This window comes from Novosphingobium flavum, from assembly GCF_014230315.1.
Lineage (GTDB): Bacteria > Pseudomonadota > Alphaproteobacteria > Sphingomonadales > Sphingomonadaceae > Novosphingobium > Novosphingobium flavum.
In genome coordinates, this window is the sequence record NZ_JACLAW010000012.1 from 80,166 (window position 1) to 104,705 (window position 24,540).

At 68.7% G+C, this 24,540-nt stretch carries 16 protein-coding genes; 11 read left to right on the plus strand and 5 right to left on the minus strand.

Annotated features, from left to right (window positions below):
* Window positions 1–23 precede the first annotated feature (23 nt).
* Window positions 24–1,076, minus strand: a complete 1,053-nt coding sequence (locus H7F51_RS15025; protein ID WP_221774170.1) for an amidohydrolase family protein — start codon at window positions 1,074–1,076, stop codon at window positions 24–26.
* Between the two features lie 205 nt (window positions 1,077–1,281).
* Between H7F51_RS15025 and H7F51_RS15030 the strand changes: the two genes are divergently transcribed.
* The 7 genes from H7F51_RS15030 to H7F51_RS15060 all read left to right on the plus strand — a co-directional run bounded on the left by H7F51_RS15030 (window position 1,282) and on the right by H7F51_RS15060 (window position 11,537).
* Window positions 1,282–2,241 (plus strand): ABC transporter substrate-binding protein, encoded by a 960-nt coding sequence (locus H7F51_RS15030; protein ID WP_185665126.1) that lies wholly within the window; start codon window positions 1,282–1,284, stop codon window positions 2,239–2,241.
* Window positions 2,238–3,149, plus strand: a complete 912-nt coding sequence (locus H7F51_RS15035) for an ABC transporter substrate-binding protein (protein WP_185665127.1) — start codon at window positions 2,238–2,240, stop codon at window positions 3,147–3,149. The genes H7F51_RS15030 and H7F51_RS15035 overlap by 4 nt, the downstream gene beginning before the upstream one ends.
* A gap of 23 nt (window positions 3,150–3,172) precedes the next feature.
* On the plus strand, window positions 3,173–4,090 hold the full coding sequence (locus H7F51_RS15040) for a VOC family protein (RefSeq protein ID WP_185665128.1): 918 nt from the start codon (window positions 3,173–3,175) through the stop codon (window positions 4,088–4,090).
* Between the two features lie 19 nt (window positions 4,091–4,109).
* On the plus strand, window positions 4,110–5,510 hold the full coding sequence (locus H7F51_RS15045; protein WP_246448572.1) for an MFS transporter: 1,401 nt from the start codon (window positions 4,110–4,112) through the stop codon (window positions 5,508–5,510).
* A 217-nt stretch (window positions 5,511–5,727) separates the two neighbouring features.
* Window positions 5,728–8,691 carry a TonB-dependent receptor plug domain-containing protein gene (locus tag H7F51_RS15050; RefSeq protein WP_185665129.1) on the plus strand — a complete coding sequence of 988 codons (2,964 nt, stop codon included), beginning with the start codon at window positions 5,728–5,730 and terminating at the stop codon, window positions 8,689–8,691.
* Window positions 8,692–8,763: 72 nt separating this feature from the next.
* Window positions 8,764–10,320: a carboxylesterase/lipase family protein gene (locus H7F51_RS15055; RefSeq protein WP_185665130.1), complete on the plus strand. Its 1,557-nt coding sequence runs from the start codon at window positions 8,764–8,766 to the stop codon at window positions 10,318–10,320.
* Complete coding sequence (locus tag H7F51_RS15060) at window positions 10,317–11,537, plus strand: alpha/beta hydrolase-fold protein (protein ID WP_185665131.1); 1,221 nt, start codon at window positions 10,317–10,319, stop codon at window positions 11,535–11,537. The genes H7F51_RS15055 and H7F51_RS15060 overlap by 4 nt, the downstream gene beginning before the upstream one ends.
* A gap of 9 nt (window positions 11,538–11,546) precedes the next feature.
* Here H7F51_RS15060 and H7F51_RS15065 read toward each other — a convergent pair whose 3' ends face one another.
* Genes H7F51_RS15065 through H7F51_RS15080 form a run of 4 tightly spaced genes read right to left on the minus strand, consistent with a single transcriptional unit; the run spans window position 11,547 to window position 16,475 of the window.
* Window positions 11,547–13,232, minus strand: coding sequence for a tannase/feruloyl esterase family alpha/beta hydrolase (locus tag H7F51_RS15065; protein WP_185665132.1), 1,686 nt, complete (start codon window positions 13,230–13,232; stop codon window positions 11,547–11,549).
* On the minus strand, window positions 13,232–14,998 hold the full coding sequence (locus H7F51_RS15070) for an FAD-dependent oxidoreductase (RefSeq protein ID WP_185665133.1): 1,767 nt from the start codon (window positions 14,996–14,998) through the stop codon (window positions 13,232–13,234). Before H7F51_RS15070 ends, H7F51_RS15065 begins: the two co-directional genes overlap by 1 nt.
* Window positions 14,995–15,813, minus strand: coding sequence for a sugar phosphate isomerase/epimerase family protein (locus tag H7F51_RS15075; protein ID WP_185665134.1), 819 nt, complete (start codon window positions 15,811–15,813; stop codon window positions 14,995–14,997). The genes H7F51_RS15070 and H7F51_RS15075 overlap by 4 nt, the downstream gene beginning before the upstream one ends.
* Window positions 15,810–16,475, minus strand: coding sequence for a TetR family transcriptional regulator (locus tag H7F51_RS15080; protein WP_185665135.1), 666 nt, complete (start codon window positions 16,473–16,475; stop codon window positions 15,810–15,812). The genes H7F51_RS15075 and H7F51_RS15080 overlap by 4 nt, the downstream gene beginning before the upstream one ends.
* A gap of 264 nt (window positions 16,476–16,739) precedes the next feature.
* On the opposite strand from H7F51_RS15080, the gene H7F51_RS15085 reads away from it, so the two are divergent.
* From H7F51_RS15085 to H7F51_RS15100, 4 genes are all read left to right on the plus strand, one after another.
* Window positions 16,740–19,223 carry a TonB-dependent receptor gene (locus H7F51_RS15085; protein ID WP_185665136.1) on the plus strand — a complete coding sequence of 828 codons (2,484 nt, stop codon included), beginning with the start codon at window positions 16,740–16,742 and terminating at the stop codon, window positions 19,221–19,223.
* 26 nt (window positions 19,224–19,249) lie between these two features.
* Entirely contained in the window at window positions 19,250–19,729 is a 480-nt protein-coding gene (locus H7F51_RS15090) for a hypothetical protein (protein ID WP_185665137.1), read from the plus strand.
* A 107-nt stretch (window positions 19,730–19,836) separates the two neighbouring features.
* On the plus strand, window positions 19,837–21,048 hold the full coding sequence (locus tag H7F51_RS15095) for an MFS transporter (protein ID WP_185665138.1): 1,212 nt from the start codon (window positions 19,837–19,839) through the stop codon (window positions 21,046–21,048).
* A 74-nt stretch (window positions 21,049–21,122) separates the two neighbouring features.
* On the plus strand, window positions 21,123–24,527 hold the full coding sequence (locus H7F51_RS15100; RefSeq protein ID WP_185665139.1) for an ATP-binding protein: 3,405 nt from the start codon (window positions 21,123–21,125) through the stop codon (window positions 24,525–24,527).
* Window positions 24,528–24,540: the final 13 nt, after the last annotated feature.

Sequence of the window (24,540 nt, forward strand, 5' to 3'; positions counted from 1 at the left end):
TTGTTTTCCTGCTTCCTTGGTGTTCAGCGGCCGCGCGCGCGCAGCTTGGCATCGAGGCGGGGATAGACCCGCCGCGCATTGCCCGCGAAGATCGCGGCGCGGTCTTCGTCCGTGAGGAAGGCCGCGCCATCGACATACCGCTTGGTGTCGTCGAAATTGTGCCCGGTGCGCGGGTCCACGCCCTTGACCGCGCCGATCATCTCCGAGCCGAACAGCACGTTCTTCACCGGGATCACCGAAGTGAGCAGGTCGATCCCGGGCTGGTGATAGACGCAGGTGTCAAACCAGACGTTGCGCAGCAGGCCGTCCTCCAGCTCCTCGCGGCCCATGTCGAGCGCGAGGCCGCGGTAGCGGCCCCAGTGATAGGGCACGGCCCCGCCGCCGTGCGGAATGATCAGGCGCAGGTCGGGGAAATCCTTGAACAGGTCGCCCTGGATCAGCTGCATGAACACGGTCGTATCGCCGTTGATGTAGTGCGCGCCGGTGTGGTGCACGGCATCGTTGCACGAGCCGGAGACGTGGATCATCGCTGGCACGTCCAGCTCGCACATCTTCTCGTAAAGCGGGTAGAAGCTGCGGTCGGTCATCGCCGGGGTCTGCCAGAAGGCACCCGAGGCATCGGGGTTGAGGTTGCAGCCCACGAAGCCCAGCTCGGTGACGCAGCGTTCCAGCTCCTCCACGCAGGCGTCGATCGGCGCGCCGGGCGATTGCGGGAGCTGGCAGACGGCCACGAAATTGTCGGGAAACAGGGCCTCGACCCGGGCGATCAGGTCGTTGCACACGCGCGACCACAGCACCGAATCCGCCGCCGTGCCGAGGTGGTGGCCCATCTGCCCGGCGATGGGCGAGAACAGCGTGAGGTCGGCGCCGCGTTCGCGCTGTTGGCGCAGCTGGCCGCTTTCGATCGAGGCGCGGACCTCATCATCGCTGATCGCGGGACCGGCTGGATCTGGGTTTTCCCCGGCCAGCTGGGCGCGGCGCCACTCGTGCAGGGTCTTGGGCACGGTGGTATAGTGGCCGTGGCAGTCGATGATCACTGTGCTCTCCCGCCGGGCGGCCGGTGCCGGCCCGGTCATGCTTCCTTGCGCAGGCCGCCACGCTAGGAGGCTGCGCCGCGCGGCCCAAATTCCAACGGTGCGAGGGGGGATAAGCAAAGGCGAAACTCCGCCGCCGCGGCGCGGACGGGCCGAAATTTTATGGGGCCAGCCAGTGTTGGAATGATCCGGCCGGGGCCCTCCGGTGCTTTGAATCCGGCCATCGACGGCAAACCGGGATGGACGGATGACACTCACTTTGAGCACGGTGCTGGGCGACCACGGGCAGACCGCCGCGCTGAAATCGGGCGTGGTGGGTGTGGCCGGGGCGGAGCTGGCCTTCGAGGCCTTCAAGCGGATGCCCGACGCCTATCGTATCCAGGCGCGGACCGCGAAGTTCGACGTCTGCGAACTGGCGCCGACGACATACCTCGTGGCCCGCGCGGCGGGTACGCCGATCACCGCCCTGCCGATCCCGATGACGCGGCGCTTCCGCCATGCCGGGGTGGTGCGCCGGGCGGATTCGCCGATCCGGGAGCCAAAGGATCTTGAAGGCAGGCGCGTGGGCATCCGCGCCTATACGGTGACGGCCGGGACCTGGACGCGCGGCGTGCTGGCCGAGGAATATGGCCTCGACACCGGCAAGGTGCAGTGGTTCACCGAGGAGGAGGAAAACGTGCCCGACGTGGCCCTGCCGCCTAACGTGACGCGGGTGGAAGGCCGCCGGCTGGCCGACCTGTTCGCCGCCGGCGATCTCGACGCGGGTTTTGCAGGGCTTGCCGGGATCGGCGAGCCGGGCGAGGGGGAGAGTTTCATCGACCTGTTCGAGAACCCCGCCCCGCTCGAGGCCGCGTGGTTTCGCAAGACCGGGATCTATCCGATCCACGGCCTGATCACCGTGCGTGACGAGGTGCTGGCGGCCAATCCCGGCCTCGCCCCGGCGCTGATGGATGCCTTCGTCGCGGCCAAGCGGGTTTACCTCGACGGGGTCTTTTCCGGCGCGCTCGATGGCGCCGAGGACAAGCGTTACCGCAAGCTGGCCGCCGTGGTCGGTGATCCGCTGCCCTATGGTTTTTCCGCAAATCGCGCCTCGCTGGAAGCGCTGGTGCGGATGTCGGAAAACCAGGGTTTCGTCAGCGGCCTGCCGCCGCTGGAAGAGCTGTTCCTGCCGATCGAGGCACCCGCATACCAGACCGAAGAGGCATGACCGTGTACGGACCAGGCAAGCTTATCCTGAAGGCCCTTGTCGGCGACTATCCCAAGACCCGTGCCTTGCGCGAGGGAGCCGTGCCCTCCGATCTGGTCGAACTCGACATCGCGGAGATCACCCAGGCGCCGAAGGGCTTCAAGCCGATGGTGCGCCAACTCGCCTTCGACGTGGCGGAAGTCTCGATCATCACGTTCCTCCAGGCCAAGGCGGCGGGCAAGCCCTATGCCTTGCTGCCCTATGTGGTGAACGGCAAGTTCCACCATGACAGCCTGTTGGTGAACGCGAGCGCCGGGATCGAGAGCCCCAAGGACCTCGAGGGCAAGCGGATCGGGATGCGGATGTATTCGCAGACCACGCCGAGCTGGGTGCGCGGGTTCCTCCAGAACGACTACGGGGTGGACCTCTCGACCATTCACTGGATCACCTTCGAAGAGCCGCACGTGCCCGAATTCCCCGATCCGCCGGGGGTGGAGCGCGGCGATCCGGCCCTGCCATTGTTCGACATGCTGGCCGAGGGGCAGATCGACGCGGCCTTCATTTCCGGCGCACCGGAGGATCCGCGCGTGCGCAGGCTGCTGCCAGATCCGGCAGCGGCGGCGAAGGAATGGAGCGCGGCTCACGGCGGGGCCGTGCCGATCAATCACATGCTCTCGGTCCGCACCGAACTGCTGGCCGAGCGGCCCGACGCGGTGGCCGAGGTGTTCCGCCTGTTCAAGGCTGCGCGCGAGGCAATGGACCCGCCGCCGACCCCGGCCATGCTGGCCAAGGAGCCCTATGGGCTGGAGCGGGTCCGCACGGCGGTGGAACTGGCCAATCTCTATGCGGTCCAGCAGGGACTGATTGACCGGCCCTTCGCGATCGACGACCTTTTCGATGATTTCACCCGCCAGCTCGGCGCAGACTGAGCGGGTGGGGCAAGGAGACAGTGATGCCCGTGATCAAGGCCCGCAACATCGCCTGGTGCCGCCTGAGAGCGCCCGACCTCGACGTGATGGAGCAGTTCCTCACCGATTTCGGCCTGGTCCGCGCCGAGCGCACCGAAACCGCGCTCTACATGCGCGGCACCGGCCCGCGTCCGTTCATTCACGTGACCGAGCAGGGCCCGGCCGGGTTCATCGGCTTTGCCTATGAGGCGGAAAGCGCGGCGGACCTTGAGAAGGTAGCGCAATTGCCGGGAGCATCCGGGATCGAGGACCTCGAAGTGCCGGGCGGCGGGCGGCGGGTGGTGCTGCGCGAGCCCAACGGCTACCAGATCGAGGTGGTTCACGGCATGGGTCAGGTCGCGCCGATCGCGCCAGAACCGCTGATGCGGCGCTCGTTCGATCCATCCATGCGCAAGGGTGCGGCCCGCGTCGTGCGGCTGGCTCACGGGGTTTTCGCCACGCCCGATCCGCGCGCCACGCTCGACTGGTTCCACGAGACGCTCGGCTTCATCAAGACCGACGAGCTGTGGGTGGGCGACAAGTTCGTCGGCGGTTTCTACCGGGTCGATGCCGGGGAAGATCCGGTCGATCACCATGTGATCTTCTGCAACCGCAACGAGCGGGCGGGGATGCACCACGTCTCGTTCGAGGTGCAGGACGTCAACGACGTGTTCTTCGGGCACAACCACCTGAAGATGGCCGGGCGGGACTATGAGCATATCCGCGGCATCTCGCGCCATGCCCTCGGCAGCCAGATCTTCGATTACTGGATGAGCCCCTACGACCAGATGCATGAGCACTGGAGCAGCAACGAGCGCTTCAATTCGGATAGCGCCGCCAACGACATTCAGATAGCGGAGGGCCTGCAGCACGAAGGCGGCGAAAAGCCGAGCGAACGCTTCGTGAAGCAATCGACACCCTGAGAGCGGCATTCGAGGACCCTTGGCGCAGACGAGTAACTACCGGCTCACGGCGGCGATCGTTGCCTGCGCCCTGTTCATGGAGAACATCGACGCCACGGTGCTGACCACCGCGCTGCCCACCATGGCGCGCGATTTCGGCGTGCGCGCGCCGGAAATGAGCGTGGCGGTCACCTCCTACCTGCTCTCGCTCGCGGTGTTCATCCCGGCCTCGGGCTACCTGTGCGACCGGCACGGCACGCGGCGGGTGTTCAGCGCTGCGATCCTGCTGTTCGTCGCCGGCTCGGTGGCCTGCGCGCTTTCGCCCAGCCTGCTCACGCTTGCCGCCGCCCGGGTGCTGCAGGGGATCGGCGGGGCGATGATGGTGCCGGTCGGGCGGCTGATCATCCTGCGCTCGGTGGAGCGCCACGAACTTGTTCCCGCCCAGTCGTGGCTGCTGGTCCCGGGCCTGCTCGGCACGATCCTTGGCCCGCCGGTGGGCGGTTTCGTCGTCACCTATCTCAAGTGGCACTGGATCTTCTGGATCAACGTGCCGATCGGGCTGGTCGGCATCGTGCTGGTGCGGCGCTTCATCGGCGACTTCCGCGAGCCTTCGGACCACGGGTTCGATTTTGCCGGGTTCGTCCTGTCGGGCCTTGCGCTCGGCGCCCTGCTGTTCGGTTTCGAGCTGGTCGGCACGGGTTCCAATCCGCGGCTGGGTTGGGGGCTGGTTGGCGGCGGGGTGCTGTGCGCGCTCGGCTACGTGGCGCATTACCGGCGGCGGGAACGGGCGATCCTCGATCTTTCGCTGCTGCGGGTGCCGACCTTCCGCCTGTCGGTGATCGGGGGCTCGCTGATCCGCATCACGCACGGGGCGCAATCGTTCCTCATGGCGCTGATGCTGCAGATCGGCTTCGGCTACAGCGCGGCAGCGAGCGGGCTGATCACCCTGGCCCCGGCCGTGGGCTCCATGCCGATGAAGAGCCTGGTGCCGCCGATCCTGCGGCGGCTGGGTTTTCGCCGCGCTTTCATCCTGTTCGGCATGGGCGGGACGATCCTCTACGCGGTCTGCGGCTTCTTCCGGCCCGGCTGGCCGGCGCCGGCGATGTTTGCCGTGCTGTGCGGGGCGGGCTTCCTGCTGTCGTTCCAGTTCACCGCCTACAACACGATCGCCTACGACGAGATACCTCCGGCACGGATGAGTTCCGCGGCCAGCTTCTATTCCACTTTGCAGCAACTGACCCTTTCGCTCGGCGTCTGCACGGCGGCGACCGTGACTCACCTGAGCATGTCGGCAGGCGGACGGGCACGACCCGCGCTCGCCGATTTCTCCACCGCCTTCTGGGCGGTGACGGCGATCTCGTTTCTTTCGCTCTTCGCCAACCTGCGCTTCGACCCGCAGGCGGGGAGCGAACTCAGCGGCGCGAAGACCGGGGCCGCCTGAGTGCCCCGCGCGCGGGGTTTGTCAGCTAAAGCATTGCAATAAAGTGAAAGTCATGGCCAACCCGCACCCGCGTCCGCGCGGCGGGAGCAGCGATATTATGCGGCCACAGCCCCTTTTTATTGGCGCCTGAAGCCGATCCGAACGAGCTTCACCCCACAAGCCGAAGCGCGAACGAGCCCGGCAAGAACAGACGATAAAAGCTCAAGGGGGAGCTGCAATGCGAGGAATTCGTTCCAAGTTCATTTTGCTGGCCTTCACGGCGCTGGGCGCGTCGCCGGCCGTGGCACAGACCCAGCCGGAAGTGACCGACGCCGCCGCCGAGGACATCATCGTCACCGGTTCGCGCATCATCACCAGTGGCGACAACGCGCCAACCCCGATTACTGTGGTCAGCCCGGAGGCGCTCGCCGTGACCCGGCCGGGCCGGGTCTTCGAGAGCCTGCAGGACCTTCCGGTCTTTTCCGGTTCGCGCGGGGTTACGGGCGTGCCGAGCAATGCCCAGCCCAATTCGAGCACCGCGGTTTCCGCGCTCAACCTGCGCAACCTCGGCGGCCTGCGCGCGCTCGCCCTGTTCGACGGCAAACGCATCCCGCCGACTACCGCCGATGGCTATGTCAACGTCAACGCCGTGCCGCAGATGCTGCTGCAGCGGGTCGATATCGTCACCGGCGGCGCTTCGGCGGTCTATGGTTCGGATGCGGTCTCGGGCGTGGTCAACTTCATCACCGACCGCAAGTTCACCGGCTTCAAGGGCCAGATCCAGGGCGGCGTCTCGGGCCATTCCGATGCCGAGAGCTATGACGTGGGCCTGGCCTGGGGGGCGAACCTCGGCGGCGGGCGCGGCCATGTCGCGCTGAGCTACCAGCGGGTCTACAACGCCGGGATCGGGCACCTGAATCAGCGCTCGTGGACCGCGCCGGACTGGACCTTGCAGGGCAACGGCACCACCGTGCCCTATCACCTGCAGGACAACATGCGGATCGCCTTCGCCACTTTCGGCGGGTTGATCGTCTGCCCCGGCAGCGTGACCGCGGGCTTCCGTCCTGCCAACTGCCCGACCGCGCCGCTGGTCGGCCAGACCTTCAATTCCAACGGGGTGCTATCGGCCTATCAGGCCGGTTCGACCGCCGGGGTCACGGTCAGCGACGCCGAGATCGGCGGCGGCGGCGCCTATCACACGTGGCCCTCGCTCGCCGGCAAGGTCGGGCTCGACCAGATCTACGGCCGGTTCGACTACGAGCTGACCGACGCGATCCATTTCTACGTGCAGGGCTCGGGCACCTACGACCATGTCACCGGCAACCCGACCAACCTGCGCTTCTTCGGGCGCGGCGTAAACATCGGCGCCTGCAACGCCTTCCTCGCGGCGTCCTACCAGGCCGGCTTCGGCTGCACGAGCGCCAACAACGACATCAATTCCACCACCCAGCCGACCTTCACCTTCAACAAGATCTTCAACTACGAGATGAACCCGGCCGCGCCCGGCGCGATCATGGAGAGCAAGTCGCGCTCCTACTTCGTGATGACCGGGCTGGAAGGCGAACTCGGCGAAAAGTGGAAGTGGGACCTGGGCTATACCCACTCGCTTTCCAAGTACCGCCTCAACGTCAACCGCAACATGGACCTGTCGCGCACCTATGCCGCGCTCGATGCGGTGGTCGATCCGTCCAGTGGCAAGGTCGTCTGCCGGGTGACCCTGACCAACCCCGGGCTCTACCCCGGTTGCGTTCCGCTAAACGTGTTCGGGCCGAGCGCGGAAAGCGCGGAGGCGCTGCAGTACATCTTCACCCAGGTCTGGCACGAGACCACCAACACCCTCGACGACGTCAACGCCTCGGTCACGGGTTCGCCGTTCGCCCTGTGGGCGGGGCCGGTCGAATTCGCGCTGTCGGGCGAATATCGCCGCCAGACCTATTCGCTGGTCACCAATTCGCCCGCGACCCTGACCCAGACCTGCACCGGCCTGCGCTTCGGCAACTGCACGGCCGGGGTGACCGGCGTGAACATCAACCAGTTCGGTGAACGCTCGCAGGTGGCGCAGAAGGTTACCGAGGGCGCGCTGGAAGTGAACGTGCCGCTGCTCAAGGACGCGGGCTTGCTGCGGGAGCTGAACTTCAACGGCGCGGTGCGCTATACCCATTATGCCAACGATCCCGGCGCCTCCGGCTTTACCGCCACGAAGTTCAACGCGACGACCTGGAAACTGGGCCTGACCTGGGACGTGGCCGATATCCTCACCCTGCGCGCGGGCCGCTCGCGCGATATCCGGGCGCCCAACCTCTACGATCTCTATTCGCCGGTTTCGCTCAACCGCAATTCCTTCACGCAGGACCAGCTGCTCGGCGGGGTCAATGTCAACGTCCCGATCCAGAGCGGCGGCAACCCCGACCTCAAGCCGGAAGTGGCCAATACCCTGACCATCGGCGCCGTCCTGCGCCCGGCTCCGGGGTTGAGCTTCGCGCTGGATTTCTACGACATCCGGATCAAGGATGCGCTGGCCACGATCTCGGGTTCGACCAACCTGATCCAGAACACCTGCATCGCCAGCGGCGGGGCCTCGCCGCTCTGCGCCCTGCTGGTCCGCGCCAGCGGCAATCCGCTCGACAAGAATTCGGCGCTGACCCTTGTTTACAACCGCAACATCAACATCGCCGAGCAGCATGCCCGCGGGTGGGACTTCGAGGCCAACTGGCGCACCGGGATCGGCGGCAAGCCCTTCTCGATCCGCGCCCTCGTCACGTACCAGCCGACGCTGGTCTATTCGCAGGTCGGACTGCCGACCCAGAACCAGGCGGGCGTGACCTACAATGCCACTTACGGCCTCTATCCGACGCCGAAGTGGAAGGCATCGGTCTTCGTCCACTTCGAGCCGGCCGAGAACTTCTCGATCGACCTGGCCGAGCGGTGGCGCAGCGCCCTGCGGCTGGCTCCCGAACCGCAGTTGGTCAGCGGGCACATCCCTTCGGTCGCCTATACCAACCTGACCCTGACCCTGAAGACTCACCTTGGCGGTGGCAATCAGGACATCTTCTTCAACGTCCAGAACCTGTTCGACAAGGACCCGCCTCCGGGCGGGCAGACCAACCAGCAGAACCAGCCCGGCCTTGTTCCCAACGGCTACAACGTGGGCGACGACGTGATCGGCCGCTATTTCACGGCGGGCGTGCGCTTCAAGTTCTGAGCGGATAAACAGGGGGCGGGCGGCTCGGGCAGGGCCGCCCGCATCGCATTCGCCAAACACGTGGGAGAGGATATGCGCGCAGCCCTGCCAGCCGCCATCATCGCTGCAACCCTGTCGATCCCTGCGGCGGCCGCGCCTCCCGAGCCGCCACGCATCACCCTGCCGTCGGGCGCGCTTCAGGGTACCCGGCCGGGCGATGCGCCGGGCGCGGTCTTCATGGGCATCCCCTATGCCGCGCCGCCGACCGGTCCGCTGCGTTGGCAGGCCCCCCGGCCGGCGCAGAAATGGCCCGGCGTGAAAGATGCCGCCGCGCCCGGCCCGGCCTGCATTCAGGTCGGCGCAAACGGTGTCAGCGGCAGCGAGGACTGCCTCTACCTCAACGTGTGGACCCCGCGCTGGCCGGCGCAGGGCAAGGCCCCGGTCATGCTCTGGCTGTTCGGCGGGGCCAATACCAATGGCTCGGCCAACAACCCCGTTTTCGACGGCGCGGCCCTTGCGCGGCAGGGGGTGGTCGTTGTCACGGCCAATTTCCGGGTGGGCGTTTTCGGCTTCATGGCGCACCCGGCCCTTTCGGCGGAAAGCCCGGCCCATGCCTCGGGCAACTACATGCTGCTGGATCAACTTGCCGCGCTGCGCTGGATCAGGGGGAACATTACCCGCTTCGGCGGTGATCCGGGCAATGTCACGCTGTTCGGCCAGTCCTCCGGCTCCTACGACCTCCTGCTGCTGATGACCTCGCCGCTGGCTCGCGGGCTGTTTCACAAGGCGATTGCGCAGAGCGGGCAGTTCCTCGCCTATGATGGGCCGATGCCCCGGGCGCGGGCCGAGGCGATCGGAAGGCAGATCGCGGCCGACCTCAAGGCCCCGGCGGGCGCTGTCGTCCTGCCCTTTCTGCGCGCCTTGCCGCCCGAGGCCGTCCTCGCCGCCGCGCGGTCCCGGATGTCCACCGTGCCGGGCAGCGACACCGGCCTGCTGACCTCCATCGACGGCCATGTCCTGACCGAGCCGCCGGCGCGTATTTTCGCCGCCGGACGGCAGCTGGCCATCCCGCTGATCATCGGCAGCAATGCCCGCGAGATCACCCGCGATGATCCGCTGCCGGTGCTGCGCGCCGGGATCGCGGCGCGCTATGGCGATTTCGCCCCGGCTGCGCTGGCCGCCTATGGGCTCGACGGCGACCGTCCGGGGCGGACCGACCCGCTGCTTGGCAGCCCCGGCGCGCAGTGGTGGACCGACATCGTCCAGCGCTGCCCGGCCACGGTCGAGGCTTCGTGGCATGCCGCCGCCGGGCGGCCGACCTTCCATTACCAGTTCGAGCGGACGATCCCCGGCCGCGAGGCGCAGGGCGCCTATCACGGGGCGGAAGTGCCCTTCGTCTTCGGCAATCTCGACAGGGTGGTGGGGTCCGCTTTCGGCGCGGAAGACCGGGACGCCGCTCGCCAGATCCAGGCCTACTGGGTGAACTTTGCCCGAACCGGCAATCCCAACGGCGCGGGCCTGCCCGAATGGCCCCGCGCCGGGAGGGGGGCCTATCTCGCCTTCACCCAGAAGGGCCCGGTGGCGGCGCAGGGCCTGCAACAGGGCCCCTGCGCCGTCTATCGTGACTGGACCTTGAGGAACCTGAAATGATCCGATCCCGCGCTGCCGTGCTGGCGCTCCTGCTGGCGGGGCTCACGCCCGCGCCTCTTGCCGCTCAGGCCGGGCGCTATCCGGTGTCCGGGCCGCAGCGGTTGGCCTCGCCCGAGATCGCGGCAGACGGCCGCGTCACCTTCCGCCTTCACGCCCCCGAGGCCCGCGCCGTCAGTGTCGAGGGGAACTGGGAAGGGAAGAAGTCGCTTGCCCTGACGCGGGGCGAGAACGGGGTGTGGAGTGCCGCGACGCCTCCGCTCGCGCCCGATCTCTACAACTATGCCTTCCGGGTCGACGGGCTGCGCGTGCTTGATCCCGGCAATGTCGAAAGCCAGCGCGGCGGCAACCAGCTTTCCAGCCTGCTGATGGTTTCCGGCCCGGCGGCGAGAGACTGGGACATGGCCGATGTCCCCCATGGCAGCGTGGAGCAGGTCTGGGCGCCGGCCCCGGTGCTGCATCAGCCGGCGCGGCGCATGGCGGTCTATCTGCCGCCCGACTATCACGCCCGTCCGGCGCGGCGCTATCCCGTGCTCTACCTCCTGCACGGCGGCGGCGGGGACGAGGAATCGTGGCTCACCCAGGGCCGCGCGGCGCAGATCCTCGACAACCTGATCGCGGCGGGCCGGATGGCGCCGATGATCGTGGTCATGCCCAATGGCGAGGATGGCCAGAGCCGGGCGCGCGGCTCGGCGCTGGGGCCGACGCCTTCACGCATCCAGGCCGAGCAGGCCCCCGGCAGCGACGCCCGCTTCGCGGTGGAGCAGCCGCAATTGCCCGAACCCTATGCCGGACATTTCCCGGAAAGCCTGGTGCGCGACATCGTGCCCTTCGTCGAGCGCACGTACCGCACGGCGCCGGGGGCGGCGAACCGGGCCGTGGCCGGGCTCTCGATGGGCGGGGCGCAGACGGTCGTTGCCTCTGCCAGCAACCCCGGCCTGTTCGGCTGGATCGGCGTGTTCAGCGCTGGGGGCATGGTCGGCGATCCCGCGTTCGAGCGCCAACTCGGCCAACTCGTCGCCGCGCGGCCCCGGCTCTACTGGGTGGGGGCGGGTGATGCCGACATCGCCCGACTGCGCGCCGCCGCGCTTTACAAGCGGGCGAAAGGGCGCGGCCTCCCGGCTACCTTCCTGCAGGTTCCGGGCGGCCACACCTGGTTCGTCTGGCGGCGCTTCCTCGTCGATTTCGGCGCGCGCCTGTTTCGCCCCGAAGGGCGCTAACCGCCAGCCTCAGCGGCCAGCGCCGATCCACTTCGCCACGCCGTTGACCGGCGCGGGCGTCACGGCCTTGAAGCTGGCCGCCGTGTCGGTCGAACCGGTGCCGCTGTAGCGGGCCACGGCGGGATAGGCATAGACCGGGCGGCTGCGCGGCGGCAGGACCTTGCGCGGCGGCCCCATCCCGGCGGGCGGGCCGGCTTGCTGGCCGCTTTGCGCCCCGCCGCTGATCCCGACCGGCAGCCCCTCGGCGGTCTGCCCGGCGCGGTGCGCCTGCATGACGCTGGGCGCCGTGCCGCCCTCGACCCAGGCCATCAGGTTGGCCAGCAGCGGAAATTCGCTCGGTCCGTCGCCGCCCGAACAGTGGCCCATGCCGGGGAACAGGAACATCCGCGTCATCGCGTCGCGCCGCGCCTTGCCCATCTTCAGGCCGGCCCGCTCGAAATAGTCGATCGTGTTGAGCGGGCTGATGTGCGGATCGGACCAGCCGTGCCACAGGATCAGCTTCCCGCCGCGCCGGGCAAAGCCGGAAAGGTCGGCATTGTCGGCGCTATAGAGCGCGCGGGCCGGTTCCTCGCTGCGATACATCGCCTCGGTAAAGGGGAAGGTCTTGGGCGTATAGGGCGTGGCCGGATTGGGCGTGAACAGCAGGTGATTGATCGTGTCGCCCGCGAACATCGCGCTGCCGATCCGCCCGTCCGGCGTGGTCGGCACGAAGACGCCGATCCACTGCTCCTCGCTCCCCGGCTGAAGCGGGCCGACCTCGAGCGCCGTGCCCTTGGCCGAACGCGCGCCCTGATAGACCAGGCGCGCGGCCTCGACCTTGTCTGCCGTCAGGCATTTGCCCGCCTCATAGGCGCCCTTGCACAGCAGCAGGGCGGGATTGACCCGGCAGCGACGCGGATCGTCGATCTGCCCATCGGCCAGACCATCAAGCTTGTCGCAGGTGGCGAGCGCCAGCTTGTACAGCGCGCGGGCATCGTCGGCGAGGAGGATGGCCTTGCCGTTGGCATCGGTGTTGACCCGCGCGAGCCAGCCATGGTGGAAACTGTTCTGCACGGTGAAGTTGAGCGCCGGGGCCCCGGCGGCGATGCCGTCGAAATCCTCGGGGAAGCGCTGGGCCTCCATCAGCGCCTCGCGCCCGCCGTCCGAACATCCGGAGAAATAGGCATAACGCTGCGGCTGGCCGTAGAAGGCCCGGATCAGCGCCTTGGCCGCGAGAGCGGTGGCGTGAACCCCGCGAAAGGCGAAGTCCTCGCGCTTCTGCTTGTCCTCGCCCCATTCGGTGGCATTGCCCTGGTGGCCCATGTCGGTGCTGGCCAGCACGATGCGCCCGTCGGTCACGGGCGTGCAGCCCTCGGCCTTGCCCGCATCGATGCGCAGATTGCCGCACAGGCCGCCGCAGCCTGTCTGCAGGTAGCGCTGGGTCCAGCCGGCCAGCGGCAGGCGCACCTCGAAGCGGATCGCCGGGGCGATCGTCCCGGTCACCTTGCAATAGGGCGAGCTTCCGGCCACTTCGCTGGCGGCCAGCGTGGTCTTGGCCCCGGTTGCTCCGGCAAGGTCAAGCCCGGCGAGCGAGGCGCAGGAGGTTACCGGGCTGACCGCGGGAAGATCGGGAAGGCCGGCGGCCCCCGCCGTGGGGGCCATGCCGAGACTGGCCAGAAGAATGGCCGCCAGGGCCGGAAAAACACGCCGCAGCATCAGTTCTTGTCCTTCCTGCAAACATCCCCGCCGCCTGCCTGCACCGATTCCCCGGAATCGGGGTTATCGGCAAGCGGTGCGGAAAGATCGGATTGCTGTTCGTGCGCGGCCTCGCGCGCGGCGATAAAGCCGAATGTGAGCGCCGGGCCGAGGTTGATTCCGCCCGAGGGATAGAACCCGCCCATGACGCTCGCGGCATCGGCCCCGGCGGCAAAGAGCCCGCCGATCACCGCGCCGTCCTCGCCCAGCACGCGCGCGGCGCCGTCGGTGGCCAGCCCCGCGAAACTGCCGAAGCTGCCCGGCACGACCTCGACCGCGTAGAACGGCCCGCGCTCGATCGGGGCAAGGTTGGGATTGGGCAGGGCCGGATCGCCGCCATGGCGATTGTAGGGCGACCAGCCGCGATCGAACTCGGGATCGCGCCCCTCACGCGCCGCCGCGTTGAACGCGGCCACCGTCCGCTCCAGCTCTGGCGTGATCCCGCACAGGCGGGCGAGGGCGGCAAGGCTGTCCGCGCGCTTGAGATAGCCCGAGCGCAGCCACCAGCCCATCGGCACCGGGAACGGCTTGACCGCGCCCAGCCCCCAGCGGCGGATGAAGCGGTGATCGCACACCAGCCACGACCGGGGCGGCTCACCCTCCGGCGTGGCGGCGAGCAGGGCCGAGACATAGTCGTGATAGCCATTGGCCTCGTTGACGAAGCGGCGCCCGTCGGCGCGCACGGCGATGACGCCGGGCTTGGCCCGGTCGATGATATGGGGGAACACGCCGGCCTGCCCGTCGGGCCAGCGCAGGGCCGAGACCGGGCACCAGGCCCCGGCCGCCGCGACCGCCGTATCGAACCGCGCGCCGAACGGGAGCGCGAGGCGCAGCGCGGCGCCATCGGCCTCCGGCACGGCCAATGAGAGATGTTCGGCGGCATGGGGAAACAGCCCGGAGGTGAACTCGGGGGCGCGGGAAAAACCGCCGGTTGCCAGAAGAACGCCGTGGCGCGCGGTAACCGTGAACTCGCCGTCCGGTCCGCGCAGCACGGCCCCGGTCACGTGCTGGCGAGAGCCGGTGAGGGCGGTCGCCTCGGTCCCGGTCAGCCAGCGCGTGCCATGCCGGTCGGCGATCTCGAACAGGCGGGCGACGAGGGCCACGCCGTTGACCAGTTGCAGGGCGCGGCCATGGCGCAGCATGTCCCAGCCATGGCGCAGCACGCGCCGCGCGGCATGGAGCGCAGAGGCCGGCTTGCGCGTGGCGGTGAGGAAGGCGGCAAGGTCAGCCCCGGCCTGGATCGGCATCCCGGCGAAGGCGGTCTCGCGCTTGGTCTCCCGCAGCAGGGCGAGGCGCGGGCCGAGGCGGCGGGCGTCGAGCGGAGCGGCGATCAGCTGGCGCCCGCCGGTGCCGGCGCCGGGCTGGTCGGCATAGACGTCGCAGATCCGGTTGCCCGGCTCGAAGTGCATCCCCTCTGCTTCGAGAAAGTCGACCGCCTCGGGCGCGGCGGCGAGAAAGGCATCGACCCGCGCGGCGTCGAAGCGGCTCCCGAGCACGGCGGCGAGGTAGCGGCGCGGCTCGGCAATGTCCTCGGTGATCCCGGCATCTCGGGCGTGGCGGTTGCGCGGCAGCCACATCCAGCCGCCTGACCAGGCCGTGGTCCCGCCCAGTTGTCCGGCTCGCTCGGCCACGATCACATCAAGGCCAAGGCTGGCGGCGGTTGCCGCCGCACTCAGCCCGGCCGCACCCGATCCGATCACCAGCAGGTCGCAGTCGCGGGCGGTCATCCCGTCCGCTCCAGCAGGTCGCGCGTCGCCGCGATGGCCCGGCGCGCGCGCTCCTCCGCGCTCACCCCGGCATCGCGCAGCCGGTCGGCCGGAATTTCGAGGCTGACCGGCAGGCCGGGGAGGCGGGTGAGCAGGGCGGCCAGATTGATCTCGCCCTCGCCAGGAAACAGGCGGTTGCCGCGCGCCTCGGCGAGGATCTCGTCCATCGCCGGGATCGGCCCGGCAATGTCGGCCAGCTGGAGATAACCGATCGCCGGGTCGCCGGGCGCAATCTCGTCCGGGGTGCCGCCCGAGCGGGCGAGATGGAACGAATCAACCAGCAACTTCGCATTGGCGATCCCGGCGATCCGCTCCCGCGCGGCGGCAAGGCCCGGCGCCTCGGTCCACGGCATGAATTCCAGATGCGGCGTAACCCCGAAATCGCTCGCCTCGGCCGCCATGCGGGCAAGATGTTCGCGGGACCGCGCGGGATCGGGATCGTTGTCGGCCACCAGCAGGCGCGGCGCGGCGAATTCGGCGGCGAAGTCGAGCACCCGCGTGATCTCGTCCCAGTCCATCGCCGGGCGCAGGCGGACGATCTCGACATCGAGCACGCCGATCCCCTCGCCGCGCAGGGCCTGCAGCAATTCGCGGCGCAGCGCCGGGTCGGTCAGGATCGGGACATGCGGTTCGCCCGGCGTGGCGGCGACCGGGCGGAGGCCAACGTGGCTGTAGCCGCACCGCGCGGCGATCCGCACCATTTCGGCCGGAGTGACTTCCAGCACGGTCAGCGCGGCAAGCGAGATCGGCCGGGCCCCGCCCGCACCCACAATCATCGGACAAGGCACCGCGAAAGCATGACCTCGATCACCTCGGCGCGGCGGCGGCTGACCACATCCTCGTCCGCGATGTTCACGCCGAACACCTCGCCAAAGGTGTAGGCATTGGCCACGAAGTAGAAGCTGAGCGCCGAGATGCTCATATGAATCTGCAACGGGTCGATGTCGCCGCGAAACAGGCCTGCCGCGGCCCCGCGAGCGAGGATCCGCCCGACGGTCGAGATCACCAGCTCCCGCTGGGCTGCATGGTCGAGCCCGCGGGCGTGGCGCCCCCGGTCGAGGTTTTCCGACATGATGATGCGGATTACATTGGGGTGCTGCAGGTGGACGTCGAAGGTATTGCCGACAAGGGTGGCGAGCGCGCCCACCGGGTCGAGTGCCTCGTAGTCTACTTGCTCGACCGCGCGGAAGTCGGCGTAGGCCCGCTCGAGTACGGCCGAGTAGAGCCCGTCCTTGCTGCCGAAATAGTAGTAGATCATGTGCTTGCTGACCGCGGTGCGGGCCGCGATCTCGTCGACGCGTGCGCCGTGCAGCCCTTTTTCCGCGAATTCCTCGGTCGCCGCGGCCAGAACCTCGCCCCGGGTCAGTTCCGGATCGCGCTGCTTGCCGCGGCGCGCCGCTGCAGGCCTGGGCGGGGAAGCGGGTTTGGTGGAGGCCATTTTGTGTCCGGAAATGCGCGGATTGTCGAGGTGGTGCAATCTAGATGGCCTGTTGTTGCAGTCAACAACATTCCAACTGGTACGTATGTTGTTGACATACCAACTGGTCCGTATATTGATGCAGCGTCGTTGCAGCATTGTCGCCTCGACCATGGTCTAGGCGCCTTTCGTCCGACAATCGGCTAGGGCTGCTGCAGCAAAGGGGACCTTGTTCGACCGGCCAGGAAGGCCGGCGGCGGGGTCGATACAGGGAGGATGGCTGAAATGAAAATCAACGCGCGCAATCCGTTTGTCTCACTCGCGGCGGTCAGTTGCGTCCTTGCCGCACAGGCCGTTCCGGCCATGGCGCAGGAAGCGCCCGCCAATGTCGCGGCCGAGGAAGAGCAGGCCCCCGGCGAAATCATCGTGACCGCGCAGAAGCGCGCCGAGCGCCTGCAGTCGGTCCCGGTTTCGGTCCAGGCGGTCGAAGCCAAGACCCTCGCCAATCTCGCCATCGCCACGCCGAAGGACTTCGGCCAGATCTCGCCGACCCTGAACTTCCAGGCGGCTGACGAAGCGCGCCTGTTCAACTTCTCGATCCGCGGCATCGGCACGGAATCGTTCTCGGTCGGCGTCGAGCCCTCGGTCTCCAGCATTGTCGACGGCGTGGTCTACACCCGCGTCGGCTCGCTGTTCGATGGCCTGTCGGACATCGAGCGGGTCGAAGTGCTCAACGGCCCGCAGGGCACGCTGCAGGGCAAGAACGCCTCGGCCGGCGCGGTGGTGATCGTCACCAAGGGGCCGGCGCGCGACCGCTTCCAGGGTCATGCCGAAGTGGGCCTCGCCGAAAACGGCGAATATACCGGCAACCTGATGGTCACCGGCCCGATCAGCGACAAGGTCGCCTTCCGCCTCAACGGCTATTACCGGCACGAGGACGGCATCGTCATCAACGTCGCCAACGGCAAGCCGGTCAACAATGTCGAGAGCTACGGTTTTCGCGGCAAGCTGCTGTTCGAGCCGTCGGACGGGGTGACCTTCACGCTCGCCGGTGACTGGTCCTACCGCAAGGCCGATTGCTGCGGTGAACCGATCCGGATTCCCGCCGCCTCCGGCAACGTCACCGCCGCCTTCACCGGCACGCCGGTCGGCCCGCTCAACCGCTATGTCAACTTCGACACGGTGCAGGAAGGCTATCAGAAGAACCGCGGCGTCTCGCTCACCGGCGATATCGAGCTGGGCGATTTCACCCTGACCTCGATCACCGCCTACCGCCAGTACCGCGACTTCGCGATCCGCGACCGCGACGGCACCAACGCGCCGTTCGCCGGCGTCACGCCGACCGAGCTGTTCCGCGCCACCAATCCCGGCATCACCGCCGCCCAGGCCCTGACGCTGATGGACAACCTCCTGCTCAATCCCCTGAGCTTCTCCTGCCGGATGACCAGCCGCAGCAGCACCGAACCGGTCTGCGGCGAGAGCCAGAGCCTCGAGAAGAGCGAGACCTTCAGCCAGGAAATCCGCCTCGCCTCGCCCACCGGCGGCTTTGCCGACTACATCCTCGGCGCCTTCTACTATGACGCCAAGACCGAGCGTGACCTGACCATCGCCGGGGTGCGCTCGAACATCGCCGGCAATGTCAGCTACCCCACGCCGACCACGCTGACGATCAACCGCGACACCGCCTATGTGCTGGCCGACACCATCACCAAGGTCCGCTCGATCAACTCGGCCCTCTTCGCCAACCTCAACCTGCACCCGACCAGCCAGCTGACCTTCACCGGTGGGGTGCGCTATGTCCACGATGCGCTCCACTTCGATCACAAGAAGGTGACCGGGCCGAACGGTGACCACATCGGCTCGCCGATCGACGTCAACCCGGCAGGGCAGGTGGCCCCGGGCGCCAATGCCGGCACACCGCAGTTCAACTCTTACCGCGAGTTCAGCAACAACGCCTGGCTCGGCCGGGTCTCGGCCAAGTATGAATTCAGCCGCGACCTGATGGCCTATGTCTCGTGGGCTCACGGCTACAAGGGCCCGGCGGTGGATGCCGACATCTACGTCTCGGCCGCCGGCTTCGCGGCCAGCCCGGTGGCGCCCGAAACGTCGAACTCGTGGGAAGTGGGCTTCAAGTCGCAGTTCCTCGACCGGCGCGTGACGGTCAACGTGACCGGCTACAAGACCACCTTCTCCGGCTACCAGACCACCTCGCAGGGCACCGACGGTTCGGGCGCGCCGGTGCTGCAATCGGCCGGCAAGCTCTTCACCAAGGGCGTCGAGGGCGAGATCGTCGTGCGGCCGACCGGCCGCCTGCGCCTCTCGGGCAACTTCCTCTTCGCCGACAACAAGTTCGGTGACCTGTTCCTGACCTCGACCCTCAACATCAAGGGCGGCGATCCGCTCAACGCGCCGGAAACCAAGTGGGGCCTGACCGGCTCCTACGACCTGCCGGTGGGAGACTGGAACGTGAACCTGTCCGGCAACTACACCTGGACCGGGCGGACCCTGTTCACCAACCTGAACGACGCAGCCAACCCCAATTCGCCGTGGATCCGCCCCGCCTTCGGCGTGGCCAACCTGGCGCTCAACCTCACCGCGCCCGACAGCAAGTACAAGCTCAGCTTCTACGTGAAGAACCTGTTCAACGAACACTACGTCGCCAGCCTTCGCCGCATTTCCGGCTCGGTCGGCGGTGCCGGTGCCATTGCCCAGGCCCTGCCGCGTGACTTCGACCGCTATGTCGGCGGCACGCTCAGCGTGAACTTCTGATCCAGCGCCGCCGGGGAGCACTGACCATGACGCAAGACAATCGCGCGCAGACGATCCGCGCCGGCTTGACGGGAGGGCTCCTCGGCGGGGTGATCATCTGGATCTATGAAGCCGTGGTCTGGGTCGGCCTGCAGCACATGATGCCGCTCGCCGGAATTCCCCGCAACGCGGTCGGCCTCGTCTTCGGCAAGCCGGTGCAGGAAGCCCTCGGGCCGATCGCCTACGTGCTTGGCACCGGCATCCATTTTGCCTTCGCCCTGTTCTGGGGCGCAGTCTTCGCCCTGGTCTGGCCGGCCCTGCGCAGGCGCGGCTGGGAGGCGACCATGGCCGCGCTGTTCTATGCCGTGTTCCTGTGGATCGTGATGCACGTCGCCATTGCCGTCGCCGGCGACGATCACCCCGACTATCTCGATCCGGTGGTAGTGATCGGCGGCTTCATGTCGCACTTCTTCTATGCCGTGCCCCTGGCGCTCTACGTAAAGCACAGGCTGGCCCTGCCCGCCTGAACGCCTGACGTGCCGCCGTTCGCGTTCCAACCTGCCTGCGGGAGAGCGGCCTTCGCTCTCCCGCACTTTTTCACGATTTTTCGCCCTATCCTGTGAAGGTCCCGCCCATGCACGTAGCCTCCGCCCCCGCCGAAGCCGGTTCGGCGCCGCAAGACTGGACCCGTCAGGCCGCGCTGATCGTCGCCTTCTGCTTCGTGCTCAACATGGTCGACGGGATGGACGTTCTGGTCCTCTCCTACGTCGCCCCCGCGCTGCAGCGCACCTGGGCCGCGAGCCCGGCCGAGTTCTCGATCGCCTTCAGCGCGGGCCTTGCCGGCATGGCCGTGGGCGGGCTGGTGATCGCGCCGATGGCCGACCGTTTCGGGCGGCGGCGCATGGTCGTCTTCTCGCTGCTGCTGATGACCGTGGCCATCATCGCCAGCTCGATGGCGGCCTCGGTCGCCGAATTGTCGGGGTTCCGCTTCTTCGTCGGGATCGGGATCGGCACGGTGCTGGCCTGCATCGCCGCCATCGCCGCGCGGGTCGCGCCCGACAAGCACCGCAATTTCGCGGTCGGCGTGCTTCAGGCTGGCTATCCGATCGGGGCAATGATCTCGGGCTTCGTCACCGCCTGGGCGCTCCCGCGCTTTGGCTGGCAGCATGTGATGATCGGCACGGCCACGGTCAGCGCGCTGTGCGTTCCGCTGGTCCTGACGATTCTCCCCGCGCGGCTGCCCGGCACGCTCGCGGCGGCGCAAAAGATCAGCCTCGGCGAGATCGTCGCGGGCGAGCGCAAGCGCTCCTCGATCCTGCTGTGGATCTCGACCATCTGCGGCTTCATGGCGCTCTATTTCATCACCAGCTGGATCGCCAAGCTGGCGATCGAGGCGGGCCTGCCCGAAACCCAGGCGATCATCGCCAGCGCGATCTACAACTTCGGTGCCTTTTCCGGCACCTTTGCCATGAGCCTCGCCGGCACCCGCTACGATATCCGCAAGATCAGCTGGATACTCCTCGCGCTGACCGCAGTGATCTTCCTGATCTTCGGCGGCATCACCATGCCGCTCGCGGGCGTGCTGGTCACGGCCTACCTGATGGGCGTCGCCCTGCAGGGCGGGTTCAACGCGCTCTACCCGATCGCCGCGCGGGTCTATCCCGATGAGATCCGCGCCACCGGGATCGGCTGGGCCATGGGGATCGGCCGGATCGGCGCCTTCACCGGTCCGCTGATCGGCGGCTGGGCGCTCGCCGCACACCTGCCGCTGGTGGCCGTGTTCGGGATCTTCTGCATTCCGCTACTGATCGCCGCGGCCTCGGTCCGGACCATCCGCTTTGCCTGACCGGCCTGCGCCCCGGCACCAGCCCCGACCGCGGGGTTTTGCCGGGGCCGGGGCCGCGTGATAGAAGCCGGGCCATGCCCGCGGGTTCAGTCATTGCCCTGCTGCTGGCGGGCTATCTCGCCTTCCTCGCCCTGATCGGCTGGCTGGCCGAACGCCGCCCGCTCCTGTCCGCCCGGCCGCGCCTGCGCAGCGCCTTCTACGGCCTGTCGCTCGCCACGCTGTGTTCGGCCTGGACCTATTTCGGCGCGGTGGGCGAGACCAGCACCGGTTCGTGGCTGTTCCTCGCCAACGCGCTGGGCCCGGTGATCGCGGTCACGCTCGGCTATCCGGTCTGGCGGCGCATCGCGGTTCTCTCCAAGCAGGAAAACGTCGGTTCGCTGGCCGACTTCCTGGCCGCGCGCTACGGCAAGAGCCGCCTGCTCGGCACTCTGGTCACGGTCGTCGCCGCGCTGGGGGCGCTGCCCTATGTCGCACTGCAGGTCTCGATCCTGGTCCAGGTCTGGAAGGCGCTCGGCGGCAAGACCGGGCCGGACGAGGCGGCGGCGCTGGGGCTGGTCGCCGTGCTGTGCCTCTTCGCCATCCTGTTCGGCGCGCGCCGCCCCAGCCTCACCCAGCACAACCGGGGTTTCGTCACGATCATCGCGGCGGAATCGGTGGTCAAGCTGGTCGGCCTGCTCGGCGTGGCCGGGCTGAGCCTGACCCTCGTCCTTGAAAGCGGGGGAGCTGGCGCCCTCATCGCCGCCATCCCGCCGCCGCTGCCCGCGCTCAACGGGTCCTTCGTCACCCTGACCCTGCTCTGCACGCTCACCGCCTTCACCCTGCCGCGCCAGTTCCACCTCGGCTTCGTCACGCTCGAACGGCCCGCCGACGCGCGCGCCGCGATCTGGATCGTGCCCGCCTATTTCCTGACCTGGGCGGCGGCCACGCTGGTCATCGCCGCCGCGATCCGCAGCGGACTTGGCCATGCGGGAATGGCGGCGCACCTCCAGGTCATGGGCATCCCGCTCGCGCACGGGCCGCGCTGGATCGCGCTGCTGGCTCTGCTCGGGGGGTTCTCTTCGGGCGCGGCGATGGTCATCGTCGAGACCACGGCGATCTCGGCGATGGTGTCCAACGAGATCGTCCTGCCGCTCCTGTCCCATTACAGCTCCCACTACGGCGCGGGGCGGTGGCCGCGCTGGAACGCGGGGCAGATGATCCTGCGGGTCCGGCGCGGCACGATCCTGCTGATCGGCGCGCTCGCCTGGGCTTATTTCCTCGCCACCCGCGAATTGGCCACGCCGACCCAGCTCGGCGCCATGGCACTGGCCGCCTTCGCCCAGCTGATGCCGGCCCTGATTGGCGGGATCTACTGGCGGCGCGGCCACGCACACGGGGCGATCGCGGGGATCTGCGCGGGCATGGCGGTCTGGCTCCTCGCCCTCGCGGCGCCGGCCCTCCTCGGCAGCGGCACCCGCCTCTCGGCCGCCCTGCTGCTCTGGCCGCGCGGCGAGACCCCGCTTGGCGATGTCGCGGTGATCTTCAGCCTGCTGCTCAACATCGGCCTGTACGTCGCGGTCTCGCTGCGGGTCCGCCCGCGGCTGGTCGACACGATCCAGGCCAACAGCTTCGTGCTCAGCCCGCGCGGGGCCGAGGGCGACGGGGCCCGCCGCATCGCCGCGACCATGGGCGACCTGCACCGCCTGCTCGCGCAGTTCCTGGGCGATGGCGCCGCCCGCCGCGCCCTGCTCGAGCGCACGACCGGCCCCCGGCCCGAGCTCTGGGCGGACGAGCGCCCGGCCGGACCCGAGGCGATCCGCGCGGCCGAGCGGGCGTTGGCCGGGGTGATCGGCGCCAGCTCGGCGCGCAACATGATCGCCATCGCCCTTGCCGAGGAAAGCCAGGACGCCGCCGAGATCAGCCAGATCCTCGACGAGGCCGGCCACGCGGTCCATTTCAGCCGCGAACTGCTCCAGACCACGCTCGACACCCTGCCGCAGGGCGTCAGCGTGATCGACCCGGCCCTGCGCCTGATCGCCTGGAACGCGCGCTGCCTCGCCCTGCTCGGAGTGCCGCTCGAACAGGTCCACGTCGGCCGCCCGCTCGACGACCTGCTCGCCGCCCTGCCGGCCGACCGCGCGGTCGATCCGCTGCGGCAGCGGATCATCGCCGAGGCCGGCCGCTTCGCCCTGCGCCGCCCGGTCGACCGGGAAGTGGCCCTTGCCGACGGGCGCACGCTCGGCCTGTCCGGCCGTCCGCTCGGTGAGGAAGACTATCTCGTCACCATTGCCGACATCACCGATCTCAAGCAGGCCGAACAGATCCTTGCCCAGAGCAACGAACTGCTCGAGGCGCGGGTGACTGCGCGGACCCGCGAACTGAGCGAGGCCAATGCCGCGCTGGGCGAGGCCAAGCAGGTGGCCGAACAGGCGACCGGCGCCCAGCGCCGCTTCGTGGCCGCCGCCAGCCACGATCTCGTCCAGCCGCTCCATGCCGCGCGCCTGTTCATCGGCAATGCGCTGGTCGCATCGCGCAGCGACGCGGCCCTGCAGGGCCTGCTGGAAAAGGCCGACATGGCGGTCGACGGGGCGCACCGCATGCTCCGCGCCCTGCTCGATCTCTCGCAGCTGGAAACCGGCGTGCTGCGTCCGCGGGTGGAGCCGGTCGAGGCCGGGGCCCTGATCGCCTCGCTGGCGGAGGAGTTCGCCGCCCAGGCCGCCGCGCGGGGCCTTGCGCTGGTCGCCCTGCCCACCACCCGCTGGGTGGCGACCGACCGCGACCTGCTGCGGTCGGTCTTGCAGAATCTGCTGGTCAATGCCCTGCGCTATACCGCGAGCGGGCGGGTCGTTCTGGCCGTCCGGCGCGGTGCGGGCGGTCTCGTCCGGTTCGAGGTGCGCGACAGCGGGATCGGCATTTCGCCGGACAAGCTGGCCGATGCCTTTGGCGAATTCAGCCGCCTGCCCGAGGGGCGCGCCCTGGCCGACGGGGCCGGGCTCGGCCTCTCGATCGTCTCGCGCATTGCCCAGGTGCTGGGTCACCCGCTCTCCGTCCGCTCCGTGCCGGGGCAGGGCAGCGTCTTCGCCCTGTCCGTGCCCGAGACCGCGCCCGTGCTGGTGCGGCGCCCGGCAGCGCGGATCGGTCCGCTCGACCTCGGCGGGCTGACGGTGCTGTGCATCGATGACGAGCCCGACGTGCTGCTCGGAACCCGTGCCCTGATCGAGCGCTGGGGCGGGGCGGTCACCGCGCTCGACCGGGCAGAGGCCGTGCCCGGCGACGGCCGGTGGAGCGTGGCCCTCGCCGATCACCACCTCGGCGGAGAAGACGGCCTGTCCCTGCTGCGGCGGCTGGGGGCGCGGGCCGGCCTGCGCCTGCTCGTCACCGCCTCGCCTGACGAGGGCCTTGCCGTGCGCGCGGCGGGCGAGGGGATCGTGGTCCTGGCCAAGCCGATCGCGCCGCTCGCCCTCCAGTCGCTGCTCGAACAGGCCGCGCGGGACAGCTAGCCAGAGCGCTCAG

Coding starts and splice junctions, on each gene's coding strand:
- H7F51_RS15025 (WP_221774170.1), bottom strand. CDS start 1,076: ATGACCGGGCCGGCACCGGCCGCCCGGCGGGAGAGCACAGTGATCATC.
- H7F51_RS15030 (WP_185665126.1), top strand. CDS start 1,282: ATGACACTCACTTTGAGCACGGTGCTGGGCGACCACGGGCAGACCGCC.
- H7F51_RS15035 (WP_185665127.1), top strand. CDS start 2,238: ATGACCGTGTACGGACCAGGCAAGCTTATCCTGAAGGCCCTTGTCGGC.
- H7F51_RS15040 (WP_185665128.1), top strand. CDS start 3,173: ATGCCCGTGATCAAGGCCCGCAACATCGCCTGGTGCCGCCTGAGAGCG.
- H7F51_RS15050 (WP_185665129.1), top strand. CDS start 5,728: ATGCGAGGAATTCGTTCCAAGTTCATTTTGCTGGCCTTCACGGCGCTG.
- H7F51_RS15055 (WP_185665130.1), top strand. CDS start 8,764: ATGCGCGCAGCCCTGCCAGCCGCCATCATCGCTGCAACCCTGTCGATC.
- H7F51_RS15060 (WP_185665131.1), top strand. CDS start 10,317: ATGATCCGATCCCGCGCTGCCGTGCTGGCGCTCCTGCTGGCGGGGCTC.
- H7F51_RS15065 (WP_185665132.1), bottom strand. CDS start 13,232: ATGCTGCGGCGTGTTTTTCCGGCCCTGGCGGCCATTCTTCTGGCCAGT.
- H7F51_RS15070 (WP_185665133.1), bottom strand. CDS start 14,998: ATGACCGCCCGCGACTGCGACCTGCTGGTGATCGGATCGGGTGCGGCC.
- H7F51_RS15075 (WP_185665134.1), bottom strand. CDS start 15,813: ATGATTGTGGGTGCGGGCGGGGCCCGGCCGATCTCGCTTGCCGCGCTG.
- H7F51_RS15080 (WP_185665135.1), bottom strand. CDS start 16,475: ATGGCCTCCACCAAACCCGCTTCCCCGCCCAGGCCTGCAGCGGCGCGC.
- H7F51_RS15085 (WP_185665136.1), top strand. CDS start 16,740: ATGAAAATCAACGCGCGCAATCCGTTTGTCTCACTCGCGGCGGTCAGT.
- H7F51_RS15090 (WP_185665137.1), top strand. CDS start 19,250: ATGACGCAAGACAATCGCGCGCAGACGATCCGCGCCGGCTTGACGGGA.
- H7F51_RS15095 (WP_185665138.1), top strand. CDS start 19,837: ATGCACGTAGCCTCCGCCCCCGCCGAAGCCGGTTCGGCGCCGCAAGAC.
- H7F51_RS15100 (WP_185665139.1), top strand. CDS start 21,123: ATGCCCGCGGGTTCAGTCATTGCCCTGCTGCTGGCGGGCTATCTCGCC.